The sequence below is a fragment of the Chitinophaga sp. 180180018-3 genome (assembly GCF_037893185.1).
Taxonomy (GTDB): Bacteria; Bacteroidota; Bacteroidia; order Chitinophagales; family Chitinophagaceae; genus Chitinophaga.
The window spans coordinates 4,699,796-4,721,195 of sequence record NZ_CP140772.1; the positions used below are offsets into that span (position 1 = coordinate 4,699,796).

Below are 21,400 nucleotides of genomic sequence, written 5' to 3' on the forward strand. Positions count from 1 at the left end.
ATGAAAACGATACTTATAGCCTTAGCGGCAACTGTAGCTGTAGTTTCCTGTAACAGCAATGCACAGAATAATGCCGCCATTGAAAAGGCAAAAAGAGCTACCATTGATTCAATGAACAATGTAAGTGCAATTAAACAGCAAGTAGTTGATTCAATGAACAATCTTAAACATCATCACTTCCGTGGAAATGAAGCAGCGCCTGTAATGAGCAGCGCGGGTGGTGGAGCCGCAGTATCAGATCCTGGATATAGTGCAGCCCCTGCCGCAACAGCGCCAGCCGCTCCAACCCGTACAAGAAAACGGTTCTGGAAAGACTGGAGTCATACTGCTAAAGGAGCTGTAGTAGGTGCAGGCGCAGGTGCCATCACCGGAGCTATTGTAAATCCTGACCACGGAAAAGGCGCCGCTATCGGTACATTGATCGGAGCTGGTGTTGGTGCAGGTACAGGAGCACTGGTAGATAAGAAGAAAAGGAGACAGGCACAACAGTAAGTTTTTTAGGGGAATTTTTATTATATGTGCGGCGCGTTCTATAGAACGCGCCGTTTTTTTATACCATCTTCCTCCCCTTCTCTGTCAGATATGGAAAAAACAAGTCCTTTACCATCTTCACATAAAACGCGACCGCTTTCTTACCCTTCAATCCTGTGGTCAGCTCGTTCGCTGATATCCAGAAATCACCAATGACATACAGCATCCTCACCAGGTTCTCCCACACTTCTTCCGGAATATCGTCCCGTACGATTCCATGTCTGCGGTAATTTTCAAACAACAACAGGAACTGTTCCCTTCTTATCGCAAACCGCTTTGCGTATACTTTCTTCACCTCCGGCAACCGCCTTGCGATTACTACGAAATGGATATATATAAAACGATAATTGTAGATATGCTCCATTACTGCCGTGATAGATTCTTCCAGGGATTTCAGGCTTTGAAACTCCTGCTCTGAAAACACCGGCAGCTCATCCATCTCATTAATATGATTGGTGTAAATAGCCGCTATTATTTCATCCGCATTCTTGAAATAATACTGTATGTTACTATGGCTGATCCCCATGTCTTTTGCAATGTGCCGGATGGTGATTACATCTATGCCCTGCTCGTTGAACAGTCGCAATGCCGTTGCTAATATTCTTTCTTTGGTACTCATAATGAACGAAAATAAACATTTTTGTACAGATGTACAAAATTAGTACATTTGTACTAAAATAAAATATATGAAAGCGATCATCATAGGTGCAGGTATCGGTGGACTCACCACAGCTCTTGCATTACAGCAGCGGGGTATCAGTTTTGAGATCTATGAAGCAGCGCCGGAACTGAGGCCCATAGGCGCTGGTATCTGGCTCGGCGGCAATGCCATGAATGTATATGAAAGGCTGGGGATGGCGGATATACTCAAGACCAACGCTGTATTCCTCGAATCGGTTTACATCAGGGACATTACAGGCAGGTTGCTGCAGCATGTGGACAATCTCGAAATAAAGCGTTTATTCGGCAACGGTACTCATGCCATCCATCGGGGCACCCTGCAGCAGATCCTTGCCGATGCGGTGAAGGCGCCTATACATCTGGGCAAGCGATGTAAGGCGGTTCACGGTAATGTGGTACTGTTTGAAGATGGCAGTACGGCCACAGGTGATCTGATCATTGGTGCTGACGGCATCCGTTCTGTTGTCAGGGAGCAATGCGTTACGCAGGCGCAGTACCGCTATTCCGGACAAACCTGCTGGCGCGCCATTGTGGATATGACCCTCCCTCAGGCAGAACAGGTTAGCAGTGGCGAGGTTTGGAGTGCGAAGGGTGGTGTGCGTGCATCTTATTCACAGGTAGGCCCTAACCAGGTATATCTTTGGGTTACCAAAGCAATGCCTGCCGGCAATAAATTCAGTAATGAGGAAGCCTATGCTTTTATCAAAAAACAACTGGCAGACTTCAGTCCGCAGACGCAAAAGGTTGCGGAGCGCATGAGACCTGAAGCGCTTATTCATGGCGATTTATACGATATCAAACCCATCAGCGGATGGTATAAAAATAATGTGGTGTTATTGGGAGATGCTGCACACGCCACTACCCCCAACCTCGGACAGGGAGCAAGTCAGGCTATTGAAGACGCTTATATACTTGCTGCGTGTCTGGCTACCACCGGATCGCTGGCCGATGCGTTCAGTAAATACCAGCAGAGGCGGATGCATCGGGCGCAGCGGGTTGTGAAGATGTCGTGGTTCCTGGGCAGGATCACCGCTATTCAAAGCCGGGTCGGATCCATGCTGCGTAACTGTCTTATCCGTAGTACACCACACAGTATTGCACGCAAGCAGTTTAATTTCCTGTATGGAGTTGATCTGAATGTAGAGTAAAAATAACGCTGGCACGGTCACAACGGCATCATCTTTGGGGCAAAGGCGCGCATGTGGAATCAATTTATAGAGAATACGGACCACCTGCCCGACTTCCTATGGAATCTGATACTGGCAGGCATTGCAGTCGTCGCAGGATGGCTGATTAAGTTTTTACTGGCATTTTTTTTACGCAGATCCCTGAACAAACAAGCGGATTTTTCATTGATGCACAGCACATTGCTGCGGCTCGGTCAGGCGTTTAACTATTTTTTGCCGTTGTTGCTGCTGAATGTGGCAGTGCCCATGATGCGCCTCAGTCCGAAGTATGCCTACGCAGTTGGTAAAGTCGCGGAAATTGCGCTCACGCTGTCTTTTGCAGCGCTGCTGATAGGCGCAATAAAGGTGCTGGAAGATTACGTATACCATACGTATGACCTGAAGAAATCGAACAACCTGAGGGAGCGGAAGATACGTACACAGTTACAGTTCATCCGTAAATTATCGATCACGGTGATACTGGCGCTTACCGCCTGTGTTATATTACTGAGTTTCGACAGTATGCGGAAATTGGGCGCCGGTTTACTGACAGGCGTAGGTGTTGGCGGTATCATTATCGGTTTTGCAGCGCAGAAGTCGCTGGGCAATCTGCTGGCGGGTTTTCAGCTGGCATTCACACAGCCTATCCGGATCGACGATGTACTGGTAGTGGAAGGAGAATGGGGACGTGTGGAAGAAATTACACTCACCTATGTGGTGTTAAATATCTGGGACCAGCGAAAACTGATATTACCGATTAATTATTTTATAGAGAAACCATTTCAGAACTGGACCCGCACGGGATCCGAAATCCTAGGAACAGCTTTCTTCTATCTCGATTACAGTGTTCCTGTAGACCAGCTGAGAGCGGAGTTCGAGCGATTGCTGGAGTTGTCGCCTTTGTGGGACAGGCGGGCCAAAGCCCTACAGGTCACCAATACCAGCGAGCGTACCGTTGAAGTACGAACCCTGATGAGCGCAGCCAGTTCCGGCAATGCCTTTGATTTGCGCTGCTACATACGGGAAAACATGGTCAAATATGTACGAGAGCATCACCCTGACTGTTTACCTAAAACCCGGGCGTATATTGAAAAAACAAAAAACGCCGGATCAGTTTAACGTCTTCTCTAATACAATCATGTGCTTGCATTGTATACCGTTTTCATAAATCGGTTCATCATAATGCAGTGTGAAATAGTTTTTTCTGACAGCAGAGATTTCAAATCCCTGGCGCTGATACAGGTATAACTGTGCAATACTGGAGTTGCCGGTGCCAATGAAGAGGCTTCTGCTTCCATTGGCCCTGGCCCTCTGTGCTGCATCCTGGAGCAGGATTTTGCCCAGTCCTTTCCCTTGCCAGGCCTGATTTACGGCAATATTCCTTATTTCAGTATCTTCCCCTTCCTTCACCAGTACATAAACGCCAATCACTTGTTTTTCTTTCTCCATTACATATACTTCGCCAAGTGAGAGGTAAGCATTGATCATGGTAACTGAAGGGTCGGCCAATAAAAGGAGGTCGTAGGGCATGTTATCGCCCGGGGCTAATTTTCTGATTGTTGTAACCTGAGAGAGAGACATAGATATTGTGGATTAATAAACAGCTGTTAGCTACCGGCTTCGGGCTACCAGTGACCTTCGCGAAATGGCCACTGGCAGCGAAAAGCCAACAGCTAGTGGCTAATGGTTATATATTGTTTTTTGACATTATTACCATACACTTCTATTTGTGCGTCCTTATTACCGGCAGCGGAAACGCCACTGATACCAATGGTGCGTTGTTCGCCGGGCAGAACAGAAATATAGTTATCACTGTAAAACACCGGCAGGATACGTTTTTTCTGCGCAGCATCTACCAAAGATATGCGGTTAAAAAATGCGACAGGGCTTCCGGCCGGGTTGCTGATTGTTACGGCTATACTGTCGGCATTCAGCTGTGCGGCATGAACATTTACTCCGGCGGCCGGCATCTGCTGTAAGCCGGAGTAATTCCCTTTACCATCCGGCAGCCAATAGAGGTTTTCGTCTACCACGCGCTGTTCAGCATCGAGGAGGCGTAGCGAGAAAAATATCCCTGATTTGTCTCTCAGCTTATCCAATACCGGTTTTACACTGAGATATTTCTGCACTGTAGATGGGCCTGCTTCTACGAATACCTGCGTCAACAGGCTATCGCGGCCCTGCATATCGTATGCTTTCAGCTCCAGCATGAGGTTGCGGGCATAGCTGAACGTATTGTTTACGATCATTACCATGCCATCGGCAGGATCGCACATCACATGCAGCGGAGTGGATCCTTTACGGGTGCCGTACAGGCAGGCATTGGGATCGAGGTAGTAATCGTACATCTGACCGCGGAGGGCCGTCCACGGGTTTTGTGTTTTCCAGATAATAACGCCGGTGTACCAGTCCCACATATGTGCGCTGAAACCCTCCATCAGGGCGCGGTATTGATCATAGTTGACCATTTGCACCCTGTTCGCCCATTCTCTCAGATCGCTGGTTTTACCGTACGGATCTACCGCGTTATTGTAAGCGATGTATTTGTGATAATCCCAGACAGCATCCGGTTTGCCGGTCTGTGCATCCGGAGGTACCAGATTAGCAGCAGGCAGGAAGCGTTCCAGTGATTCATAATCGCCGGTACCAACGGAGCCTACTTCCGAATTGAACGGGAAGGTACGGGAACCCCAGAAATGTTCTACAGGCTGTATACCGTAGGGGCCATCGCCGTTTCCGCCGATAACATTATACGACATGCTATCTGAGTTGGAGTAATCGAAAAAATAGCGGGTACCATCCAGCGATGGTATAATGGAATCTTTCATGGCCGCGAAAATATCAGCCGGAGGCGTAATTTCATTTCCTCCGCACCAGAAAGCGAGAGAAGGATAATTCCGTAGCATCTTCACCTGGTCGGTCACATTTTGCAGGAACAGAGGATGATCATCGGGGTACTTACGACGCGTCCACTGATCTTCTTTTTTGGCGGGGTCCTGCCAGCGGCCGTTACAATCGCCGGAGATCCAGAAATCCTGGAATACCAGCAGACCGTATTTATCGCATGCTTCAAAGAACTCCGGCCGCTCGGTGAGGCTACCGCCCCAGATGCGGATCAGGTTGAGGTTCATATCGCGATGGAAGCGAACTTCCGCATCATATCTTTCCTTGCTGAAGCGGAACATGGCGTCGGACGTGATCCAGTTACCACCTTTGATAAATATCTTCTGGCCGTTTACTGCTACTTCGCGGCTGTTGGTATGGGTATTCCAGTAGGTTTGGATTTCCCGTACGCCTATTTCTACATTCTCCTTATCATCTGCTTTTCCGTTATTGATGAATTGCAGCTGCAGGTTGTACAAATGCTGCGGGCCGTAGCCGGCTGGCCACCACAGCTGCGGCTGTTGCAGCGACAACTCCGGAAGCTGAACGTTAACGGTAGCATGCGGCGCCAGGGTTACTTTTTTGGAAATAGTGCTGCCGCCCAGGGTATATTGCAGGGTACCGGTGATGCTTTTGGCACTGGCGTTCTGCAATTCGGACGAAACCTGTATCAACGCCGGCGCCTGAGAGCCGCCTGGTATACGTTTGCCCGGTACCCGGGTGATAACATGCGGATCTTTGATACGTACCGCACCGGTTCGCTCAATGGTTACCTTATCCCAGATACCGGTATTACGGTCGCGCATAGGCTGTATCCAGTCCCACCCTGCGGTGTACTGGGGGCCTACGTTCTTTGCGATGGTACCGTCGCCTCCCTGGCCTCCGTTGGGATTGCCGGGAAACTGTGGTGGGTATACGATCACAGCCAGGCGATTTTGGCCGTTCTTCGCCAGCCAGGGCGTGATATTATATGACTGGCGCAGATAGGCGCCATAGTGCGTAGCCGGGGTTACCTTATGTCCGTTCAGGAAGATATCGCAGCCATCATTCACACCTCTGAAATGTAACCATACCTGTGCATCCCCGGCGCCTGCCTTCTCGCTAAAATCTTTTACAAACCAATAGGTATAATGCTCTCTGCCGGTATGATAGATATCCGGAATTTTCTCATTGTTCATCCCATACATGGGATCAGGCACCTGTTTGTTGTTAAGCAGGGTAGTTAGCACGGTACCCGGCACAGTTGCCGGCATCCAGCCCGTAAGCTGGTAGCCCGGCGCCGAAAGCTGTTCTCCTGTTGCCTTTACCTGTGTTGTGTTGATACATTGCCATCCGCTGTTAAGCTCATAACTTTCCTGTGCCGATAGTTTCAGAAAAGAAAAAAGTAGCAGGCAGGAGATTGTCGATTTCCGGAACATCATATTATCAGTAATAATAAAAAAGGGGGCATAACGCCCCAGATAGTTTAAGTATTTTGGATAAACACAAACAAATATAAAAATTTTACGGAACAGGCGTGATTATTTAGGGTATTATTGCTGCCGGACTTAAATCACTCCCAGCATGAGCGATAATGATACCAAACGGCTGTCGCGGCTCACAGCCATCCTGACCCAATTGCAGACGAAACGGCTGTTGACCGCAACAGGCCTGGCAGACAGATTTTCGGTGAGTGTACGCACTATTTACCGGGATATCAAAGCACTGGAACAGGCAGGAGTACCCATTATCACTGAAGACGGAAAAGGCTATACGCTGATGGAGGGTTATCGCGTACCGCCGGTCATGTTTACGGAAAAGCAAGCCAATGCTTTAATTCTCGCAGAACAACTGGTGCAGAAAAGCAAGGATGCTTCTTTTATTAAAGACTATTCGGAAGCTATTGAAAAGATAAAGGCAGTGTTAAAGCATAGTCAGAAAGATAAAGTGAATTTACTTACTGAACGAACCCGGTTCGAGCAAAACATCAACCGGGAACGGAATAGCAATAACCTGTCTGATTTACAGTTTGCCCTTACCAATTTCAACCTGGTTAACATCGACTATACCAACGAAAACAACCGTACGACAAGCCGGCAAATAGAGCCTTTTGCCTTATTAAGCACACAGGAAAACTGGCTTTTAATAGCCTGGTGCAGATTACGCCGTGAGTTCAGGTATTTCCGGCTAGACAGAATAAAAAAGCTGCAACTACTATCGGAGAAATTTGAACCACATGAAATGACGTTGCAGGAATATTTTGAAAAATACCACTGATTTTTTTCCTACCCCTGACATAGGGCTGTCAATGCCCCATTTTAGTTTTGCTTCATAAATCAAAATTAAAATGGAAAAAAGAACAATTGATCCCTGGGCATGGGGCGCCAACACGAATTCTGTACAGGCGGTAGAAGTAAAAAATGTTGAAGGAACGCTTTATTGTTCCGGACAGGCGGCCATAGATGCCAATGGCGTGCCGGGTAGTGCGGATATGCGTACCCAGCTTATTCAGACTATCCGGAATGTGGAACAGCTGATTAGTGAGTCGGGGTATGAGTGTAAGAATATTGTGAGATTGAATGTGTATACGACTTCAACGCAGGAATTTTTCACGGGTTGCATGGATGTGTATGTGCCTTTTCTGCAGAAGTATGGGATTAAGCAGGCGACCAGTTTGCTGGAGGTGAAGGGGTTATTTGCGGGGTTGACGGTAGAGTTGGAGGCGACGGTGGTGAAGTGAGGGGGATGTTTCTGAATTGAGGTAAAACGAGCGCGAGAGGCTATTCAACAATAGCTAGTTAAAGTATAAACCGCCTTCTTCATCTGATAGAATAAGGCGGTTTATACTTATTTCATCCTGCTATATTAATAGTAATAGTAAAACGTTATTTCCTCCTGGCATGTGTTTTTGGAAGAATCTAATTACATTTATTAATGTACATTTAAAAAAGATAATTAAAGCCTATGATTAAAACCCATGTATATAGCATATTAGAAAGGCAGGTTTCAGAATATCTATTAAATGGCTATAAAGCTGACGTCATTGACGCTGAGGTGGGCCGGTTTTACGCCTATACTTTTGTGAATTTGAGGCCGGAAGACTATGAAATTGCGTCGTCACTCAGCCGATTCATTACCAGTGGATGTAGCGTATGGGGAAGCGATGAAGAAAAAAGCCGGGTTTATTCAGAAGGAGGCCGATGCTATTCGATGAAAAGCCACGATCAATGCATTCAGGAAGGATTGTACCATGCTTATGCTATTAAGTTTTATGGTTGCTTCTACGATGGATGGTGGTATATCCTGAAGGAGCTGTCTTATTTTGGGGAACATATATCCCGGGAGGCGGCACAGGACCGACTTAGTGCGGGCGGCGAGCTTGCTTCGTTTCTGAATAATACAATTTATCTACCAATGGAGCCGTACTTTTCAATTAGCGGACAAGATGAGGAGAAGCTACCTCGGGGAGTCGAATACCTGGAGTTTGTTGGCATTCCTGAACTGGTCGCCTATCAGAAGCAACAACAAAAATCAGCCATATGCCGGGCATTCACACACTTTATGAATCAGGATATATTTCTGCCCTTCAAAGAGCGTCTCAGGGTATTCCGGTATGAAGAGTTTTCGGCCCTTACTCCCTTATACAGCAATGATTTTACGATGATCTATCCGAACACGAGGGAGTATATATTAATACCTGCATTCGTAAAAGATATACAGGGTACATATCGGCTCTATTATTTTTTCTGGCATACTGCTGATAGAAAAATGTATACCTGGACCTACTTTGAGCCGGAAGTGGCTGGTATAAACCATCACTATTCCTCCGTCATTATTGAAAATCTGTCCAAAATTTCTCATTGGAATGAAATCGGTTACCTGGACTCATCTTGTACACTTGATGATCGGGCATTTTGGAATAACTATGTGCTGGTAAAAGCTCCTGATGGGGAATATAAATATTTAACTGAATTATCGCTTGGCAGTACAAAATAGAATATTGTATTTGTTGCTTTACTGTAAGCTCAGAACATACTGATATTTTCAGCTCCTCTTCACCTATTTTTGAGCACTGCCATATTTGATCGGGAAAGGCTGCATCATCAGACAATTAATAAATAAATTTTTATCATCAGAAAACTTGAAAATATCTTCTACTGTATATTCGTAAAATGTAGCATTCTTTTCCAAAGGATCATATGCAACAAATGGTATTATAAGAATATCTCCATTTTTAATCTTTCGCTTAAAAATCTGCTCCCAATGTATACCATTATAAAGATCCGGAACCGCTAAACGCGGAATTAATTTATCAGGAAAGAACTTTGATGTTTCTATTTTAGAAACTTTTCCTGATGATGAAAGTACCAGCTTCATTGCGAAAACAGCGGATAGCTTTTTTTCTGCTAATTCTAAGGGCATTCCTGCTTTTCTTTTAAGGATGTTTAGCAAAGAATCACTGGCACCCGGTGATGCCTGATTCTGTGCCTGTATTGCGAATGGCAAAAACATTAAAATTAGTACCAGATAGATAGAATAGAGTAATTTTTTCATGGCAAGTAAATTATGGACATCGATGTCCTTTAGTATTATTTTTATCAAATTGCTGAGCGCGTAATAAAATATTATTTGCTTCAACGGGATTACCTTGCTTAAAATAAGTCCACCAGTTTGTAGATTGCAATCCTCCATATGAAAGGGCTTGCGCATCTTCCCAACTTAAATCAGGGAATAAAGACTGAAGTGCCTCTGACATGTTATTTATATAATTAGACACCATAATGTTATGCTGAAATGCTTCATTCCATACTAATGGATCATTGGTAATGGTTTTCCTGGCGTCAAAAATTCCATGCAACATTTCATGTAGTGCCGAAGCCACTATCAATTCTTTTGAAGAATGGGAAAGTTGATCTGTATTAAATACGATATCTATATAATAAAGGCTCTCGAGATGAGTTTTGGCCATAAATTGATCTCCATATGATCCCTGATCGAATACAATTGTATATTCTCCGTTACCCCCAAATATCATATTGAACGTTGAGGTTATGATATCTTTCATATTGTTAGATAGTACCTGATTCACTGCCCATTGGAAACAAGGATCAGTCAGGCTAGGAGCAATCAATACTGTATCCAATTTGTAGTTGCCACCGCCGCCGCCACCCAGAGAACCACCGCCACCACCAACACCACCTGGTGCAGGGTTATTCGGGTTGGCTGGTGGCGGCAAAGGAGCAATCTCATCTCCGGTGCAATATACATCCCATCCATTCCAGCCTGAATACCACGTAGTATTGGGGCAATTGGGGTTGTAAGGTATACCACAATCAATTATTTTAGTTGATGTTCCTTGCCCTCTCGTATACACAACCGTCTGCACGCCGTCGCAATAGCCAACCCAAGTACAGGTACTGTAATACAAACAGCCTTCTACATTCGCGCCTGTTGGATTCTGAATATTTTTTCCATTGCTGTAGCTCTGATATATCCCAGAATGGCTGCCTAGTCTGTTAAATAGTAATTTCCCGGTAAATGGACCGGATGCGTCTTTTAATTCACTTGCATCAATTCGGCTGGCTGTGTAATACTCAAATTTACCATTGGCAAGACGCGCAACCAAAAATCTCTTCTCATTCGACTCTACCTTTCTATTCATCGAAATTCTTCCACTTGCTACCTCTGGATTCAGCGGAATATAATAAACTTTGCCTCCAGCTTCAGTACCAAGGGTAATTTGATTCCACATAGGCCTCCAAATAATGAATAACGAATCGTTAATTTTGGAGCTAATCATTTTGAATGACGACTTGTAATAATTTGACTTAATCAATTCTACATCTATAGCTTCAGAAGGAATTTTACTATCACTACTCTTCTTATTACAACTATTGAAGATTACTAAACTAGTTATGATCAAGATAACAAACAAAATAGCCTTATTAAACAGATTCATAGCCAGAGATTATTTAGGTACTTGCTATATGAAACTCAGGACAAACAATTAAAGTGGGTTGATTCTTAAATTGATCTACAATACTTATGATAATTTTGTAAAAGGGCCATCACATATCACTCTGTTGTGAAGATAATTATTTTTTTGAATTTCACTAACACTCTAATTCAATTACAATACATCTCCAAGTTTACACCAGACTTTTTATGCCAATAACATTACCTATAAATGAGTGTGAGGGATAGTCCCTTTCGTGCACTACCAACGTTAAAATACTATCAAAATCACCTTTCTCATGAACATCGTATTCATTTCCAAATGTGTACAACTCACTATTTCCCAATCAATTGAGCATCCATCCTATATCCCTCATATACTCATCCTCATATCATCCTCATATCATCCTCTAAGGAGCCTATACCTTATCCAGTTTCAGCGAGCGCCAAAACCAGTCTCAGCCAGCCCCAAAACCAATACTATTTTGCTCCGAAAACATAATCTCCCGAAACATACTCCTATCTTCTTAATCTCAAAAAATGAAGCATCTGACAAAATGCAAGCCGCTGTGATCTCTCCAAATTCACCTACGGCCACCCGAAAAAATTATGCTGAGATTAGCATTAACCACATCAACCGCAAAATCAACTCTCCGTTTCAACACCTTATCACTGCCGGCTTTATCGACTATTTCCGCATATTGCCTAACGATAGCATTAATCACCAGTGGCGGGTTATCTTCAAAAATAAAATGACCACATCCATATGCCATAATACCTTTGCGATTAGCCGCCATACCCGCAAACTCCCGATGGCACCTTTTCCAGTCTGTTGTATCTTTTACATCTGAAAATGGTGTATGCTCTGATACAAAATCTACTACAGGAATGCTTTCCGGGAAAACAATATTTCTTATAAAATTGATATTATTGCTAAAATCTGCTCCCTGATAGTAAGACCCAGGGGTGGCGGTCTTTATACTGTCGTTATTATGTGCATCAATTAATTGCTGTGTAGTGGCTAGCCTGTCCGCATCATAAAAGCAACTGGTGGTAGCGTCAATGAGTACAGCTGCTTTAACTTTATCAGGATGCCGGGATGCATAGAGTGTAGCATATAAGCCCCCCTGAGAGTGGGCTACCAACATCATATTGCCATCATAACCTAATTTTTGCAATCCGGTTTCTAACCCTTTGATACCATTTAAGATACCATGTTTATTTACATCAAAAGTACTTTTACCAAAACCGGTTCTGTCGTAGGTGATTAATGTCGCAGCTGTTACATCTGCAATGGGTTTCAGTATGTTTTTCCAGGTCGTTGCGTCCTCTCCTCCACCTGCTTCAAAAAGTATAGGTATTCCTTTTCCTTTAATAATATGAAAATGCAGTTTATATCCGCCAACATCCACCAATGTGTCGATCGTCTGAAATTGGCCATAGGTAACGTTAAAGAAGATTAAAGCTAAAACGGGATGTAAAATGAATTTCATTATACCAAATTAATCTGTAAAAAATCCCCTCAATCCTCCTCCTCCACCAACACCTGCCTGTTATACTTATTCCTATACTCCAGCGGCGTCAACCCCGTCACCTTCTTAAAAATAGTCCTGAACGTTTTCGTATCTGCATAACCGATATCATAAATCACTTCATTCACATTCTTACTGCTCGTTTCAAAATCCCTCTTCGCCGCTTCTATTTTAATACGCTGTATATACTCCACTACCGTGTTACCGGTCGATTTCTTAAACCTGCGCTCAAATGTACGCCGCCCGATTGCTGTGAGCTCCGACAACTGATCCACGGTGATCCGCTCCTGGTAACTGGATTCTATGAACTCCTGCGCTTTGAGAATAGAGGCATCGTTATGACTTTTCTGAGCTTCGAAAATAATGAAAGGCGACTGGCTTTGCCGGTCGATGTCGATGGCATAAGCTTTAGCTGTGGCGATGGCAATGTCGCGCCCCGCAAGTTTTTCTACCAGGTACAGGATGAGGTTAAGATAAGAATAGGCGCCACCACTGGTATAGATGCGGTCTTCTTCAGTGATCACCCTGTCGTCCATGAGATGTACCTGCGGATACATAGCCCTGAACTGGCGGGCAAATTTCCAGTGTGTGGCACAGGGTTTTCCATCCAGCAAACCCGTTGCTGCAAGGAAAAAGGCGCCGAGGCACAAACTGGCGATGGAGGCGCCATTGTTGTATTGTTTTTTTATCCACGGCAGGAATGCCTGGTTCAGTTCCACTGCGTTGGCCTGGTCGCCATGCAGGGCCGGAATAACGATCAAATCCGTTTTTGCCAGATCTTTTATCTGCACCTGCGGACTGATGGAAAACAAATGGTTCCGCTGGCTGATCTCTGGTTGCAGTCCTACCAATTGCACTTCAAACAAAGGCGTCCGCCCTTTTTCCGCAAGGAAATTATTCAGATCGGAAAAGATCTGATAGCTGCCCTCGATGTTTACTAAACTGGTGTGCCCCAAAGGTACCAGGATGGAAATATGTATCATATCTCGGAAAATTATTCATATAATGCCGCAATCAACCTGCGAATTGTCGCTATCTACCCCTGTATATGTCAATGCGCCTTACGACTTTTGCGATATAAAGTATATCAAAAACCCGCTTACGCATGAGCATCATCCACACCTATCTTACATTCAACGGCAATTGCCGGGAGGCGATGACCTTTTACCGCGACTGCCTGGGTGGAGAGCTCGTGATGCAAACTATCGGAGAAACGCCCATGGCGGCGGATATTCCACCGTATATGAAATCCCTGGTATTGCATTCCTCACTTACGAAAGGCTCCCTGGTATTAACCGGATCGGATATGGTCCCTGAAATGGGGCTGACCAACGGGAATACGGTATCCATGTTGCTCAATTGTACTACGGAAGATGAAGCCCGGCGCTGTTACTCCCTGCTGTCGCGCGATGGCGAAGCTACCTATCCCCTCGCCAGCACCTTCTGGGGAGCGTTGTTTGGTACGCTCACCGATAAATTCGGTCATCACTGGCTGGTTAATTTTGAGGGCAACTCGCGCCAGTGATGCTGCCAGTTATCCTGCGTAAGCGGCTTCTATTGCAGGTATTTCGATCTTCGACATCTTCATCATCGCCGCCATTACACGCGCAGCTTTTGCTTTGTCGCTGTCGTTCATGTAGGTCAGCAATATGCGGGGTGTTACCTGCCATGAAAGCCCGTATTTATCTTTCAGCCAGCCGCACATGCTGGGCTCACCACCATCTGCAATAAGCTTATTCCAGTAGTAATCTACTTCCTGCTGATCTGCACAGTCGATCACAAAAGATATCGCTTCTGTAAAGTGAAAAACAGGACCTCCGTTGAGTAACACAAACTCCTGACCATCGAGGCTGATGGTGGCCACCAGTAATACACCGGCCATCGGGGAATCATCGTCATAGTAACGTTTGGATACTACTTTCCCGTTTTTGAAAACAGACAGGTAGTAGTCAATTGCTTCTTCCGCATTATTGTCGAACCATAAACAGGGAGTGAACTTTTGCATAACAGGGTAATTTAAGATGTTACAAAGATACCCGGCCTGCTACTTTTCCTTACGGTGCAAAAGCGACATTCCTAAGGGGCACCTGCGACAATTAAATATACGCTTCCACGAAATGACGCGTATAGCTTTTAATCTGTTCCCTTACGCTCCGGAATGCCTGCTGTACCTGATCCGGCGTACCGGCTATTTTCGCCGGGTCCGGAAAATTTTCATGGAATTTGATAGCCACCGAAGGATACCAGGGGCATCTTTCCCGGGCATGATCGCAAACAGTAATCACGAAGTCGAAATTAATGTCTTTATACTCATCCACATGATTGGATGTTTGCGTGGAAATATCAATACCATCCTCAGCCATCGTGGCAACAGCGTTTGGATGAACGCCATGAGTTTCCACACCGGCGCTGTAAATAAGGGCCCTGCTGCCGGCGAAATGCCGGAGATATCCTTCCGCTATCTGGCTGCGGCAACTGTTGCCGGTACATAATACTAAAACCTGTTTCATCTTTCAGTATAATAAAACTAATATTTTTACGGAAGACAGATAATGCATCATTAGCCTTCCGTCACAGGCAGTCGGGAATAGTGCTGTAACATACGGATTTTTCAGTTGCCGGAGGAGATAATAGCAACAAGGCCGGCAGTAGATACCACCGGCCTGCTATACTTAAGCGAGCTATTAGTTGTTACAAAGCTATATCCGGGCAGTTATTACGCATGCCCGACCTTTCTTCCCTGGCTGCCAGCGCTTCCTTTACGAGCAACAGTATCAGTGCCAGGCAACCCAACGCCAGCATGGCAAAGGGGGCATAATGAATCCCAAACGAAGAGATCACCCACCCGCTTATTGACGTTCCCAGCGTGACGCCGAGGTTGCCAAAGGAAATGGAAATGCTGTTAGCGAAACCCGGGGCCTCCGGTGCTGCAGCTATCATATATGCCTGCCCGGTAAGAAAATTCGGTGTATGCAGGAATCCCCAGATGATGATCAGCGGCACCGCCATCAGTGGCAGGAAATATACGCCTACTGATATCAGCGTAATACCCAACAGGAAGAAAACCACTGCCCGCTTTATCCCTTTGCTCAGCATCCTGCCGGCCAGGAAGTTACCGGGTATACCCGCGGCGCCAAATAACAACAGCATCACACTGATGGTGGCGGGCGACATACCATTCACCTTCCCCAGGTAATCGGCGAAATAACTGTAGGTAGTGAACATAGCTGCCACCATAGCAGCCACCATCAGCGAACAGGCCAGGAAGGAGGGTTTGGTAAGGATACGCAGCTGTGCTCCAAATGATTTCTTTTCTTTCACCGGCATAGAAGGCAACGCTGTAAGCATCCCAACAAAAGCCACTACGCTCACAATGGTCTGCACCATAAACGAGTACTGCCACTTATCATAAATACCTGCTATCCACGTTGCCAGCGGCACCGTAGTAACAGTGGCAATACCGATTCCGCTTAATACAATCGCCATCATCTTATGGGCGTCTTTCTTGTCGACCGCATCCACGGCCGATTCTACGGCTGCTGATATAAATACCGGCTGCAGAAATGCAGGCAGCATCCGCACCAGCATCAACAACCAGAATGGAGGCGACAGCGATGATACGATCCCTGTTATCATAAACATGGATATGCTGATGGCCATCACCGTTTTCCGGTTGAATGCCGATAACCAAAGTGTCATCAGCGGGCCGGCCAATGCAATCACCAACGCAAAGACACTGAGCAACCCGCCTGCCTTTTCAATACTGATATGGTACCACGCCGCTATCTGAGGTAAAATACCAATGACGCCAAACTCTGTTGTAATAATGCCTACTAAACCCAGACTTCCGATATATGCTATCCGTTTCATTTTTCTTTTTTGCTGAACAATTACTTTTTCAGACACAAATTTGGCGTTAGATTATTTATAAGGAAAATAATATGATTTATCATCTTTCATAAATTAATTTATAACTTGCGGCATGGTCAATCTGGAATGGTACAGAACATTTAAAGCAGTATATCAGACAGGCTCACTAACAGCTGCCGCCAGAATGCTGTTCATCTCACAGCCTAATGTAAGTCAGCATCTTTCGGCATTGGAGGCATATATAGGCAAACAACTGTTTGAACGGAAACCCAAATTTATACCCACGGATTACGGCAAATTATTCTATACGCAAGTGGTGGAACCATTGGAGAAACTGGAGCATGTAGAAGCCGATTTCCGGCATTTCTGTATCACGAAAGACCTGCCCAATATACATCTCGGCGCGGTGAAGGAATATTTTCAGGCAGTAATGGCCAAACGCATCAACAATGTACCTGCCAATATCATCACAGAATTCGGGCTTACGAAAGACCTGATACAACGCTTGCAGAAAGGCGACCTGGATGCGGTGATCGCCACCCAGCTGATAGAAGAAAAGAACATCACTTACGAACCGGTGGTGACAGAGCATTTCGTGATTGTATCGCATCCCGGGCTCGACTGCTCCGCATTCCGGAAGCACCTGAAGAAAAAAGACATGGGACTGGCAGAGGCGTGGCTGCTGGAACAGAAGTGGTTTGCTTACAGCAGCGACCTGGCCGTGATCAGGCGCTTCTGGCTGGAGAACTTTTGCAAACGACCAGCCATGAAACCACAGTATACCATCCCCGATATGCATATTCTCTTAGAGGCAGTAGCTGCCGGTGAAGGATTGGCAGTAGCCGCAGATTATATGGTAAAAGAACCAATAAAGAACGGACGATTAAAAGAAGTATGGAAAGGCAATGCCACTACCTCCAACACCTTATACCTGGCCTATAACCCAATGAGGTTTGCAGCTAAACAACAATTCCCGGATAACCGCCTCAACATCCTGAAAGAATGGCTGCGAAACTAGCAGCGGATAAACCGGAGAAATCGATTATTTTGTAACCGGCAGTTGCATGCTGCCGCTGCCTTATGATGAAATCACGATTCCACCGTTATGTGTTGCTCCTGCTTTGTTTGCAGGTATACCTCTCCGGCATGGCCCAGCCGGCTCCTGACTTCAAAGTCATTGCGTTTTATACTGCCAAACACGATCCCGCACATATCAGTTTTGTGCATGAAGCCAACCGGTGGTTTCCCGAAATGGCCGCCAGGTATCATTTCAGCTACGATTCCACCAACGATTGGAGCCATCTCAACAAACAATTCCTCTCCGCCTACCAGGTGGTGATCTTCCTCGACTCGCGCCCTGAAGATCCGCAGCAACGCGAGGCCTTCCGCGAATACATGGAGCAGGGAGGCAGCTGGCTGGGGTTTCACTTTTCCGCATTTGCACTCACCCCTTCTGCTTTTCCGCAAAACTGGAACTGGTACCATAATATCTTCCTGGGCTCGGGCTCATATGTGAGCAACACCTGGCGCCCCACATCTGCCGTACTACGTGTAGCCAATAAAACACATCCGGCCATACAGCATCTGCCAGACACCTTTTCATCGGCCCCCAACGAGTGGTACCGCTGGAGCAACGACCTGCGGCTCAATCCGGACATCAGCATCCTGCTGGCAATAGACTCCCGCAGCTTCCCGCTGGGCACCGGCCCGAAAGCTGATGAAATATGGCATAGCGGATATTACCCGGTAGCATGGACGAATAAAAAATACCGGATGTTATATATGAATATGGGGCATAACGACATCGACTATGAGCACCATAGTAACCGGGAACTTTCCGCCACATTCAGCAATGAAGTGCAGAATAGATTTATATTAGGTGCCCTGTTGTGGTTGGGGCATAAAAGCAGTCTGCCAGCGCAAGTCGACTAATCAGTTCATAAACTCTTCCAGCTTCTTTTTCTCATCGAGCTTTACAAACTGCCCGTATTTATCGAGGTATTCCTTAGCAACCGGCCGGAACCCGGCCTTATCCTGCTTATTCAGCAGAAAGATCGTTTTTGCCCGAAGAAAAATTTCCTCACCGGGTGCACCATAAGGCTTTACCAGGCTGCCGATACTTTCCCAGTCAGGGTCTGCCCCCCTTTCGGGAATGCCCGGAGCGATCAGATCCTGATAGATGACATTCATCATTTTGATGGTCGATTGCCGCGGCCCCATCGCCTTATCGATCGCTTCCCTATTGTTGCTGATGATACTAAAGCCGGTATCGGAAACGCGGCCTGTCACCAGCATCACATACCGCAGATCATCTTCTGAATAAGGTGCTTTCATTAATGCCACGTAGTCGTTGCCAACAGTGGCAGCCCCTTCTTTATCGCCGGCCTGAATAGCCCTCATGGCCAGTTCTTTCAGGAAATCAGGTGTTCGTTTTCCATCGATGTATTGCTGCAGCATATCGCTGTATTGGGCTACGGGGTCGGTGAGGTCTGCATCCCGTACCGAAAGCTCCGGAGCCTCTCCCATATCGGGGTTCAGGGGAGCATGGATTTTCCTGATCTCAGCAAAGGGAATCTTGATCACTTCCCTGTCGTAGGTCAGCAAGCCGTTTTGTTCGCCTTCTACGTCGAAGGGTTGTGTGTAGATACTGGCCGAAAGTCCCTGCCGCTGCAGCAATTGAAGATGCTGGTTCATGACGGCGTACTTCGCTTTCAATGCACCGGGCTTTTCCTGGATATAGCCCCAGGCGCTGCTGGTATTCCACTGATGTTCCGGAATGAATACGCCGATACCGCCAAACTCGCCCAGGACGCGGGCTTTACCCGGCATGCGTATCGCATTCATCGGATTAGGATAGCTGTGCACATCGGTCATATCAGCGCCAACATAGGCATTCGGACTGGGACTACGGAGCCGGTCGTTTACATACAGGAACTCGCCCGAATGACCGTTCACGAGGCGGGAGGGGTCTGTTCGCTTTATCCATTCCGTTAGCCGTTGCTGATCGAACTGGCCCCACTTTTCATTAAAGAGCACCCAGGTAGTCACACAGGGATGGTTGCGCAACTGGGCTATTGTTTCCCTGCATTGCTGTTCGAAGACTGCTTTGGCGCCTTCCGGCAAATGGTGGTTGGGGCTCACCATATCCTGCCACACGAGGATGCCCAGTTTATCGGCCCAGTAATACCACCTGTCCGGCTCCACCTTGATGTGCTTGCGGATGGTATTGAAACCCATTCCCCGGATGGCCCTGATATCGAATGCCAGGGCTTCGTCAGTGGGCGCCGTGTACAAACCGTCGGGCCAGAAACCCTGATCCAGCGTACCCAGATTGAAATAGGGCTTGTTATTCAGAAAGATGCGGTCCACTCCTTTTTCATCTTTCGCAACAGCAATCTTCCGCATACCAAAGTAGCTCTTTACTTCATCCACTACTTTATTCCCTTTCCGCAGGCGAATGGTCAGATCGTATAGAAACGGATGGCCGGGCGACCATAGCTCCGGATTGTTCAGTTTGAGTTGCAGGGGCGCTTTGGTTTTGCCTTTGCTTTCAGCTACGGCGTTGCCATCTTTTTGCGCGATGGCAGTCACCTCGTAACCGGCCGGCGCATTTACGGTAAGGTGCAATACGCCTTTGTCGATGTCCGGCACCATATCGAAGTCGCTGATATAATCTGCCGGTACCCTTTCCAGCCACACTGTTTGCCAGATACCGGAGCTGGGAGTGTAATAAATATCGGCGGGGTTGAGTACCTGTTTGCCATGTGGCCCGATCCCTTTATCGGAGGGATCATAGACTTTCAGCACCAGCACATTTTCGCCGGTTTTGAGCACCGGCGTGATATCCAGTGTAAAAGCAGTATACCCACCGGTATGAGCACCGGCTTCTTTTCCATTAATAAATACCTGGGCCTGCCAGTCGACCGCCCCGAAGTGCAGCAATACCTTTTCGCCGGCGGCTGGCGTTATCTGAAAACTACGACGATACCAGAGCCGCTGATCCGGCTGAAGCAAGCGCTTCACGCCCGACAGGGCCGATTCCAGCGGGAATGGCACCAGTATCCGGCCCTCGAAGGAAGAAGGCTGACTGGCTGCAGCACTGGTGATGGCATAATCCCACATGCCATTCAGGTTCTGCCAGTTTTCACGCACCAGCTGCGGGCGCGGGTAAGCAGTCAACGCATTTTGCGGGCTTACTTCTTTAGCCCAGCGCGACTGAATCGCAACAGGTTGCATGCGGTAATCTGTTTGCGCAAATAAACCGGAGACAACACTACTCAGTAAAGCGGTCAGCAGCGACCGATGGATGTTTTTCATTAACATAATAGCATTAACTTTTTCTCTAATGGTTTAAAGGGGATACGGGAGACAGAAAGATGCTTCGTCGCTCTTTTCAGCAAAAAATGGCAGTTAACTCAAATTTGATACATCTTTCATATCATCTATCTTTATACTATATAATTAAAATATTTATATTCTCATTATCAATTAATTACAACAATTGTTTATAATAATAATTTAATTATAGAGAGATAAATACTATCTGAAACTACTTTTCAGCATGTTCTTACCGGGAGGTCCATAATATGAGCCTCGGTAACTTTAATGAATACACGAATTCCTTACCCGAAATACTATAAAAGGGCTGCAAAACTGTTGCATTGTTTATAACCGGACGCCACCACGTATGATAATTAAGTCTTAAATAACGTTAAGACCTTCATAATTAAAATAATTTTTATATAGTTTTGTCACGAAACCTACTAGGCGAGTTAAACTACAACTGGTAAAAGAAACTACAAC

Annotated in this window: 20 protein-coding genes; 9 read left to right on the forward strand and 11 right to left on the reverse strand. The window is 46.2% G+C overall.

Annotated elements, in window-relative coordinates; genetic code table 11:
• Positions 1–492 carry a glycine zipper domain-containing protein gene (locus UNH61_RS18325; protein ID WP_326993433.1) on the forward strand — a complete coding sequence of 164 codons (492 nt, stop codon included), beginning with the start codon at positions 1–3 and terminating at the stop codon, positions 490–492.
• Between the two features lie 58 nt (positions 493–550).
• Here the strand turns inward: UNH61_RS18325 and UNH61_RS18330 are convergent, their stop codons facing one another.
• On the reverse strand, positions 551–1,150 hold the full coding sequence (locus UNH61_RS18330) for a TetR/AcrR family transcriptional regulator (RefSeq protein WP_326993434.1): 600 nt from the start codon (positions 1,148–1,150) through the stop codon (positions 551–553).
• Positions 1,151–1,217: 67 nt separating this feature from the next.
• On the opposite strand from UNH61_RS18330, the gene UNH61_RS18335 reads away from it, so the two are divergent.
• Together UNH61_RS18335 and UNH61_RS18340 are read left to right on the forward strand one after the other, a co-directional pair.
• Positions 1,218–2,360, forward strand: a complete 1,143-nt coding sequence (locus tag UNH61_RS18335; protein ID WP_326993435.1) for an FAD-dependent monooxygenase — start codon at positions 1,218–1,220, stop codon at positions 2,358–2,360.
• Between the two features lie 51 nt (positions 2,361–2,411).
• Positions 2,412–3,497, forward strand: a complete 1,086-nt coding sequence (locus UNH61_RS18340) for a mechanosensitive ion channel domain-containing protein (RefSeq protein ID WP_326993436.1) — start codon at positions 2,412–2,414, stop codon at positions 3,495–3,497.
• On the opposite strand, the gene UNH61_RS18345 is transcribed toward UNH61_RS18340, so the two are convergent.
• Together UNH61_RS18345 and UNH61_RS18350 are read right to left on the reverse strand one after the other, a co-directional pair.
• A complete protein-coding gene (locus tag UNH61_RS18345) occupies positions 3,489–3,959 on the reverse strand; it encodes a GNAT family N-acetyltransferase (RefSeq protein WP_326993437.1) in 471 nt (156 codons plus the stop codon). The genes UNH61_RS18340 and UNH61_RS18345 overlap by 9 nt on opposite strands.
• A gap of 92 nt (positions 3,960–4,051) precedes the next feature.
• Positions 4,052–6,682: a glycoside hydrolase family 2 TIM barrel-domain containing protein gene (locus UNH61_RS18350; RefSeq protein WP_326993438.1), complete on the reverse strand. Its 2,631-nt coding sequence runs from the start codon at positions 6,680–6,682 to the stop codon at positions 4,052–4,054.
• Positions 6,683–6,824: 142 nt separating this feature from the next.
• Between UNH61_RS18350 and UNH61_RS18355 the strand changes: the two genes are divergently transcribed.
• The 3 genes from UNH61_RS18355 to UNH61_RS18365 all read left to right on the forward strand — a co-directional run bounded on the left by UNH61_RS18355 (position 6,825) and on the right by UNH61_RS18365 (position 9,236).
• Complete coding sequence (locus UNH61_RS18355) at positions 6,825–7,517, forward strand: YafY family protein (RefSeq protein ID WP_326993439.1); 693 nt, start codon at positions 6,825–6,827, stop codon at positions 7,515–7,517.
• 70 nt (positions 7,518–7,587) lie between these two features.
• Positions 7,588–7,980, forward strand: coding sequence for a RidA family protein (locus tag UNH61_RS18360; protein ID WP_326993440.1), 393 nt, complete (start codon positions 7,588–7,590; stop codon positions 7,978–7,980).
• Between the two features lie 224 nt (positions 7,981–8,204).
• Entirely contained in the window at positions 8,205–9,236 is a 1,032-nt protein-coding gene (locus tag UNH61_RS18365) for a hypothetical protein (RefSeq protein WP_326993441.1), read from the forward strand.
• 63 nt (positions 9,237–9,299) lie between these two features.
• Here the strand turns inward: UNH61_RS18365 and UNH61_RS18370 are convergent, their stop codons facing one another.
• From UNH61_RS18370 to UNH61_RS18385, 4 genes are all read right to left on the reverse strand, one after another.
• Positions 9,300–9,794 carry a hypothetical protein gene (locus tag UNH61_RS18370; RefSeq protein ID WP_326993442.1) on the reverse strand — a complete coding sequence of 165 codons (495 nt, stop codon included), beginning with the start codon at positions 9,792–9,794 and terminating at the stop codon, positions 9,300–9,302.
• Between the two features lie 10 nt (positions 9,795–9,804).
• Complete coding sequence (locus UNH61_RS18375) at positions 9,805–11,199, reverse strand: hypothetical protein (RefSeq protein WP_326993443.1); 1,395 nt, start codon at positions 11,197–11,199, stop codon at positions 9,805–9,807.
• Positions 11,200–11,779: 580 nt separating this feature from the next.
• A complete protein-coding gene (locus UNH61_RS18380) occupies positions 11,780–12,688 on the reverse strand; it encodes an alpha/beta hydrolase (RefSeq protein ID WP_326993444.1) in 909 nt (302 codons plus the stop codon).
• Between the two features lie 29 nt (positions 12,689–12,717).
• Positions 12,718–13,710, reverse strand: a complete 993-nt coding sequence (locus UNH61_RS18385) for a helix-turn-helix domain-containing protein (RefSeq protein ID WP_326993445.1) — start codon at positions 13,708–13,710, stop codon at positions 12,718–12,720.
• A gap of 122 nt (positions 13,711–13,832) precedes the next feature.
• Here UNH61_RS18385 and UNH61_RS18390 point away from each other — a divergent pair, with 122 nt between their 5' ends.
• Positions 13,833–14,252 (forward strand): VOC family protein, encoded by a 420-nt coding sequence (locus tag UNH61_RS18390; RefSeq protein ID WP_326993446.1) that lies wholly within the window; start codon positions 13,833–13,835, stop codon positions 14,250–14,252.
• Positions 14,253–14,261: 9 nt separating this feature from the next.
• Here the strand turns inward: UNH61_RS18390 and UNH61_RS18395 are convergent, their stop codons facing one another.
• The 3 genes from UNH61_RS18395 to UNH61_RS18405 all read right to left on the reverse strand — a co-directional run bounded on the left by UNH61_RS18395 (position 14,262) and on the right by UNH61_RS18405 (position 16,597).
• Complete coding sequence (locus UNH61_RS18395; protein ID WP_326993447.1) at positions 14,262–14,732, reverse strand: VOC family protein; 471 nt, start codon at positions 14,730–14,732, stop codon at positions 14,262–14,264.
• Positions 14,733–14,823: 91 nt separating this feature from the next.
• On the reverse strand, positions 14,824–15,237 hold the full coding sequence (locus tag UNH61_RS18400) for an arsenate reductase ArsC (protein WP_326993448.1): 414 nt from the start codon (positions 15,235–15,237) through the stop codon (positions 14,824–14,826).
• A gap of 181 nt (positions 15,238–15,418) precedes the next feature.
• Complete coding sequence (locus tag UNH61_RS18405) at positions 15,419–16,597, reverse strand: MFS transporter (protein WP_326993449.1); 1,179 nt, start codon at positions 16,595–16,597, stop codon at positions 15,419–15,421.
• Between the two features lie 112 nt (positions 16,598–16,709).
• On the opposite strand from UNH61_RS18405, the gene UNH61_RS18410 reads away from it, so the two are divergent.
• A complete protein-coding gene (locus UNH61_RS18410) occupies positions 16,710–17,615 on the forward strand; it encodes a LysR family transcriptional regulator (protein WP_326993450.1) in 906 nt (301 codons plus the stop codon).
• Positions 17,616–17,677: 62 nt separating this feature from the next.
• Positions 17,678–18,529 carry a ThuA domain-containing protein gene (locus tag UNH61_RS18415; protein WP_326993451.1) on the forward strand — a complete coding sequence of 284 codons (852 nt, stop codon included), beginning with the start codon at positions 17,678–17,680 and terminating at the stop codon, positions 18,527–18,529.
• Here the strand turns inward: UNH61_RS18415 and UNH61_RS18420 are convergent, their stop codons facing one another.
• Positions 18,530–20,914, reverse strand: coding sequence for a sugar-binding domain-containing protein (locus UNH61_RS18420; RefSeq protein ID WP_326993452.1), 2,385 nt, complete (start codon positions 20,912–20,914; stop codon positions 18,530–18,532).
• Between the last annotated feature and the right edge of the window lie 486 nt (positions 20,915–21,400).

Bases quoted from the DNA above. Each gene is read 5' to 3' on its own strand.
- UNH61_RS18325 (WP_326993433.1), top strand. From the start codon at position 1: ATGAAAACGATACTTATAGCCTTAGCGGCAACTGTAGCTGTAGTTTCC.
- UNH61_RS18330 (WP_326993434.1), bottom strand. From the start codon at position 1,150: ATGAGTACCAAAGAAAGAATATTAGCAACGGCATTGCGACTGTTCAAC.
- UNH61_RS18335 (WP_326993435.1), top strand. From the start codon at position 1,218: ATGAAAGCGATCATCATAGGTGCAGGTATCGGTGGACTCACCACAGCT.
- UNH61_RS18340 (WP_326993436.1), top strand. From the start codon at position 2,412: ATGTGGAATCAATTTATAGAGAATACGGACCACCTGCCCGACTTCCTA.
- UNH61_RS18345 (WP_326993437.1), bottom strand. From the start codon at position 3,959: ATGTCTCTCTCTCAGGTTACAACAATCAGAAAATTAGCCCCGGGCGAT.
- UNH61_RS18350 (WP_326993438.1), bottom strand. From the start codon at position 6,682: ATGATGTTCCGGAAATCGACAATCTCCTGCCTGCTACTTTTTTCTTTT.
- UNH61_RS18355 (WP_326993439.1), top strand. From the start codon at position 6,825: ATGAGCGATAATGATACCAAACGGCTGTCGCGGCTCACAGCCATCCTG.
- UNH61_RS18360 (WP_326993440.1), top strand. From the start codon at position 7,588: ATGGAAAAAAGAACAATTGATCCCTGGGCATGGGGCGCCAACACGAAT.
- UNH61_RS18365 (WP_326993441.1), top strand. From the start codon at position 8,205: ATGATTAAAACCCATGTATATAGCATATTAGAAAGGCAGGTTTCAGAA.
- UNH61_RS18370 (WP_326993442.1), bottom strand. From the start codon at position 9,794: ATGAAAAAATTACTCTATTCTATCTATCTGGTACTAATTTTAATGTTT.
- UNH61_RS18375 (WP_326993443.1), bottom strand. From the start codon at position 11,199: ATGAATCTGTTTAATAAGGCTATTTTGTTTGTTATCTTGATCATAACT.
- UNH61_RS18380 (WP_326993444.1), bottom strand. From the start codon at position 12,688: ATGAAATTCATTTTACATCCCGTTTTAGCTTTAATCTTCTTTAACGTT.
- UNH61_RS18385 (WP_326993445.1), bottom strand. From the start codon at position 13,710: ATGATACATATTTCCATCCTGGTACCTTTGGGGCACACCAGTTTAGTA.
- UNH61_RS18390 (WP_326993446.1), top strand. From the start codon at position 13,833: ATGAGCATCATCCACACCTATCTTACATTCAACGGCAATTGCCGGGAG.
- UNH61_RS18395 (WP_326993447.1), bottom strand. From the start codon at position 14,732: ATGCAAAAGTTCACTCCCTGTTTATGGTTCGACAATAATGCGGAAGAA.
- UNH61_RS18400 (WP_326993448.1), bottom strand. From the start codon at position 15,237: ATGAAACAGGTTTTAGTATTATGTACCGGCAACAGTTGCCGCAGCCAG.
- UNH61_RS18405 (WP_326993449.1), bottom strand. From the start codon at position 16,597: ATGAAACGGATAGCATATATCGGAAGTCTGGGTTTAGTAGGCATTATT.
- UNH61_RS18410 (WP_326993450.1), top strand. From the start codon at position 16,710: ATGGTCAATCTGGAATGGTACAGAACATTTAAAGCAGTATATCAGACA.
- UNH61_RS18415 (WP_326993451.1), top strand. From the start codon at position 17,678: ATGATGAAATCACGATTCCACCGTTATGTGTTGCTCCTGCTTTGTTTG.
- UNH61_RS18420 (WP_326993452.1), bottom strand. From the start codon at position 20,914: ATGAAAAACATCCATCGGTCGCTGCTGACCGCTTTACTGAGTAGTGTT.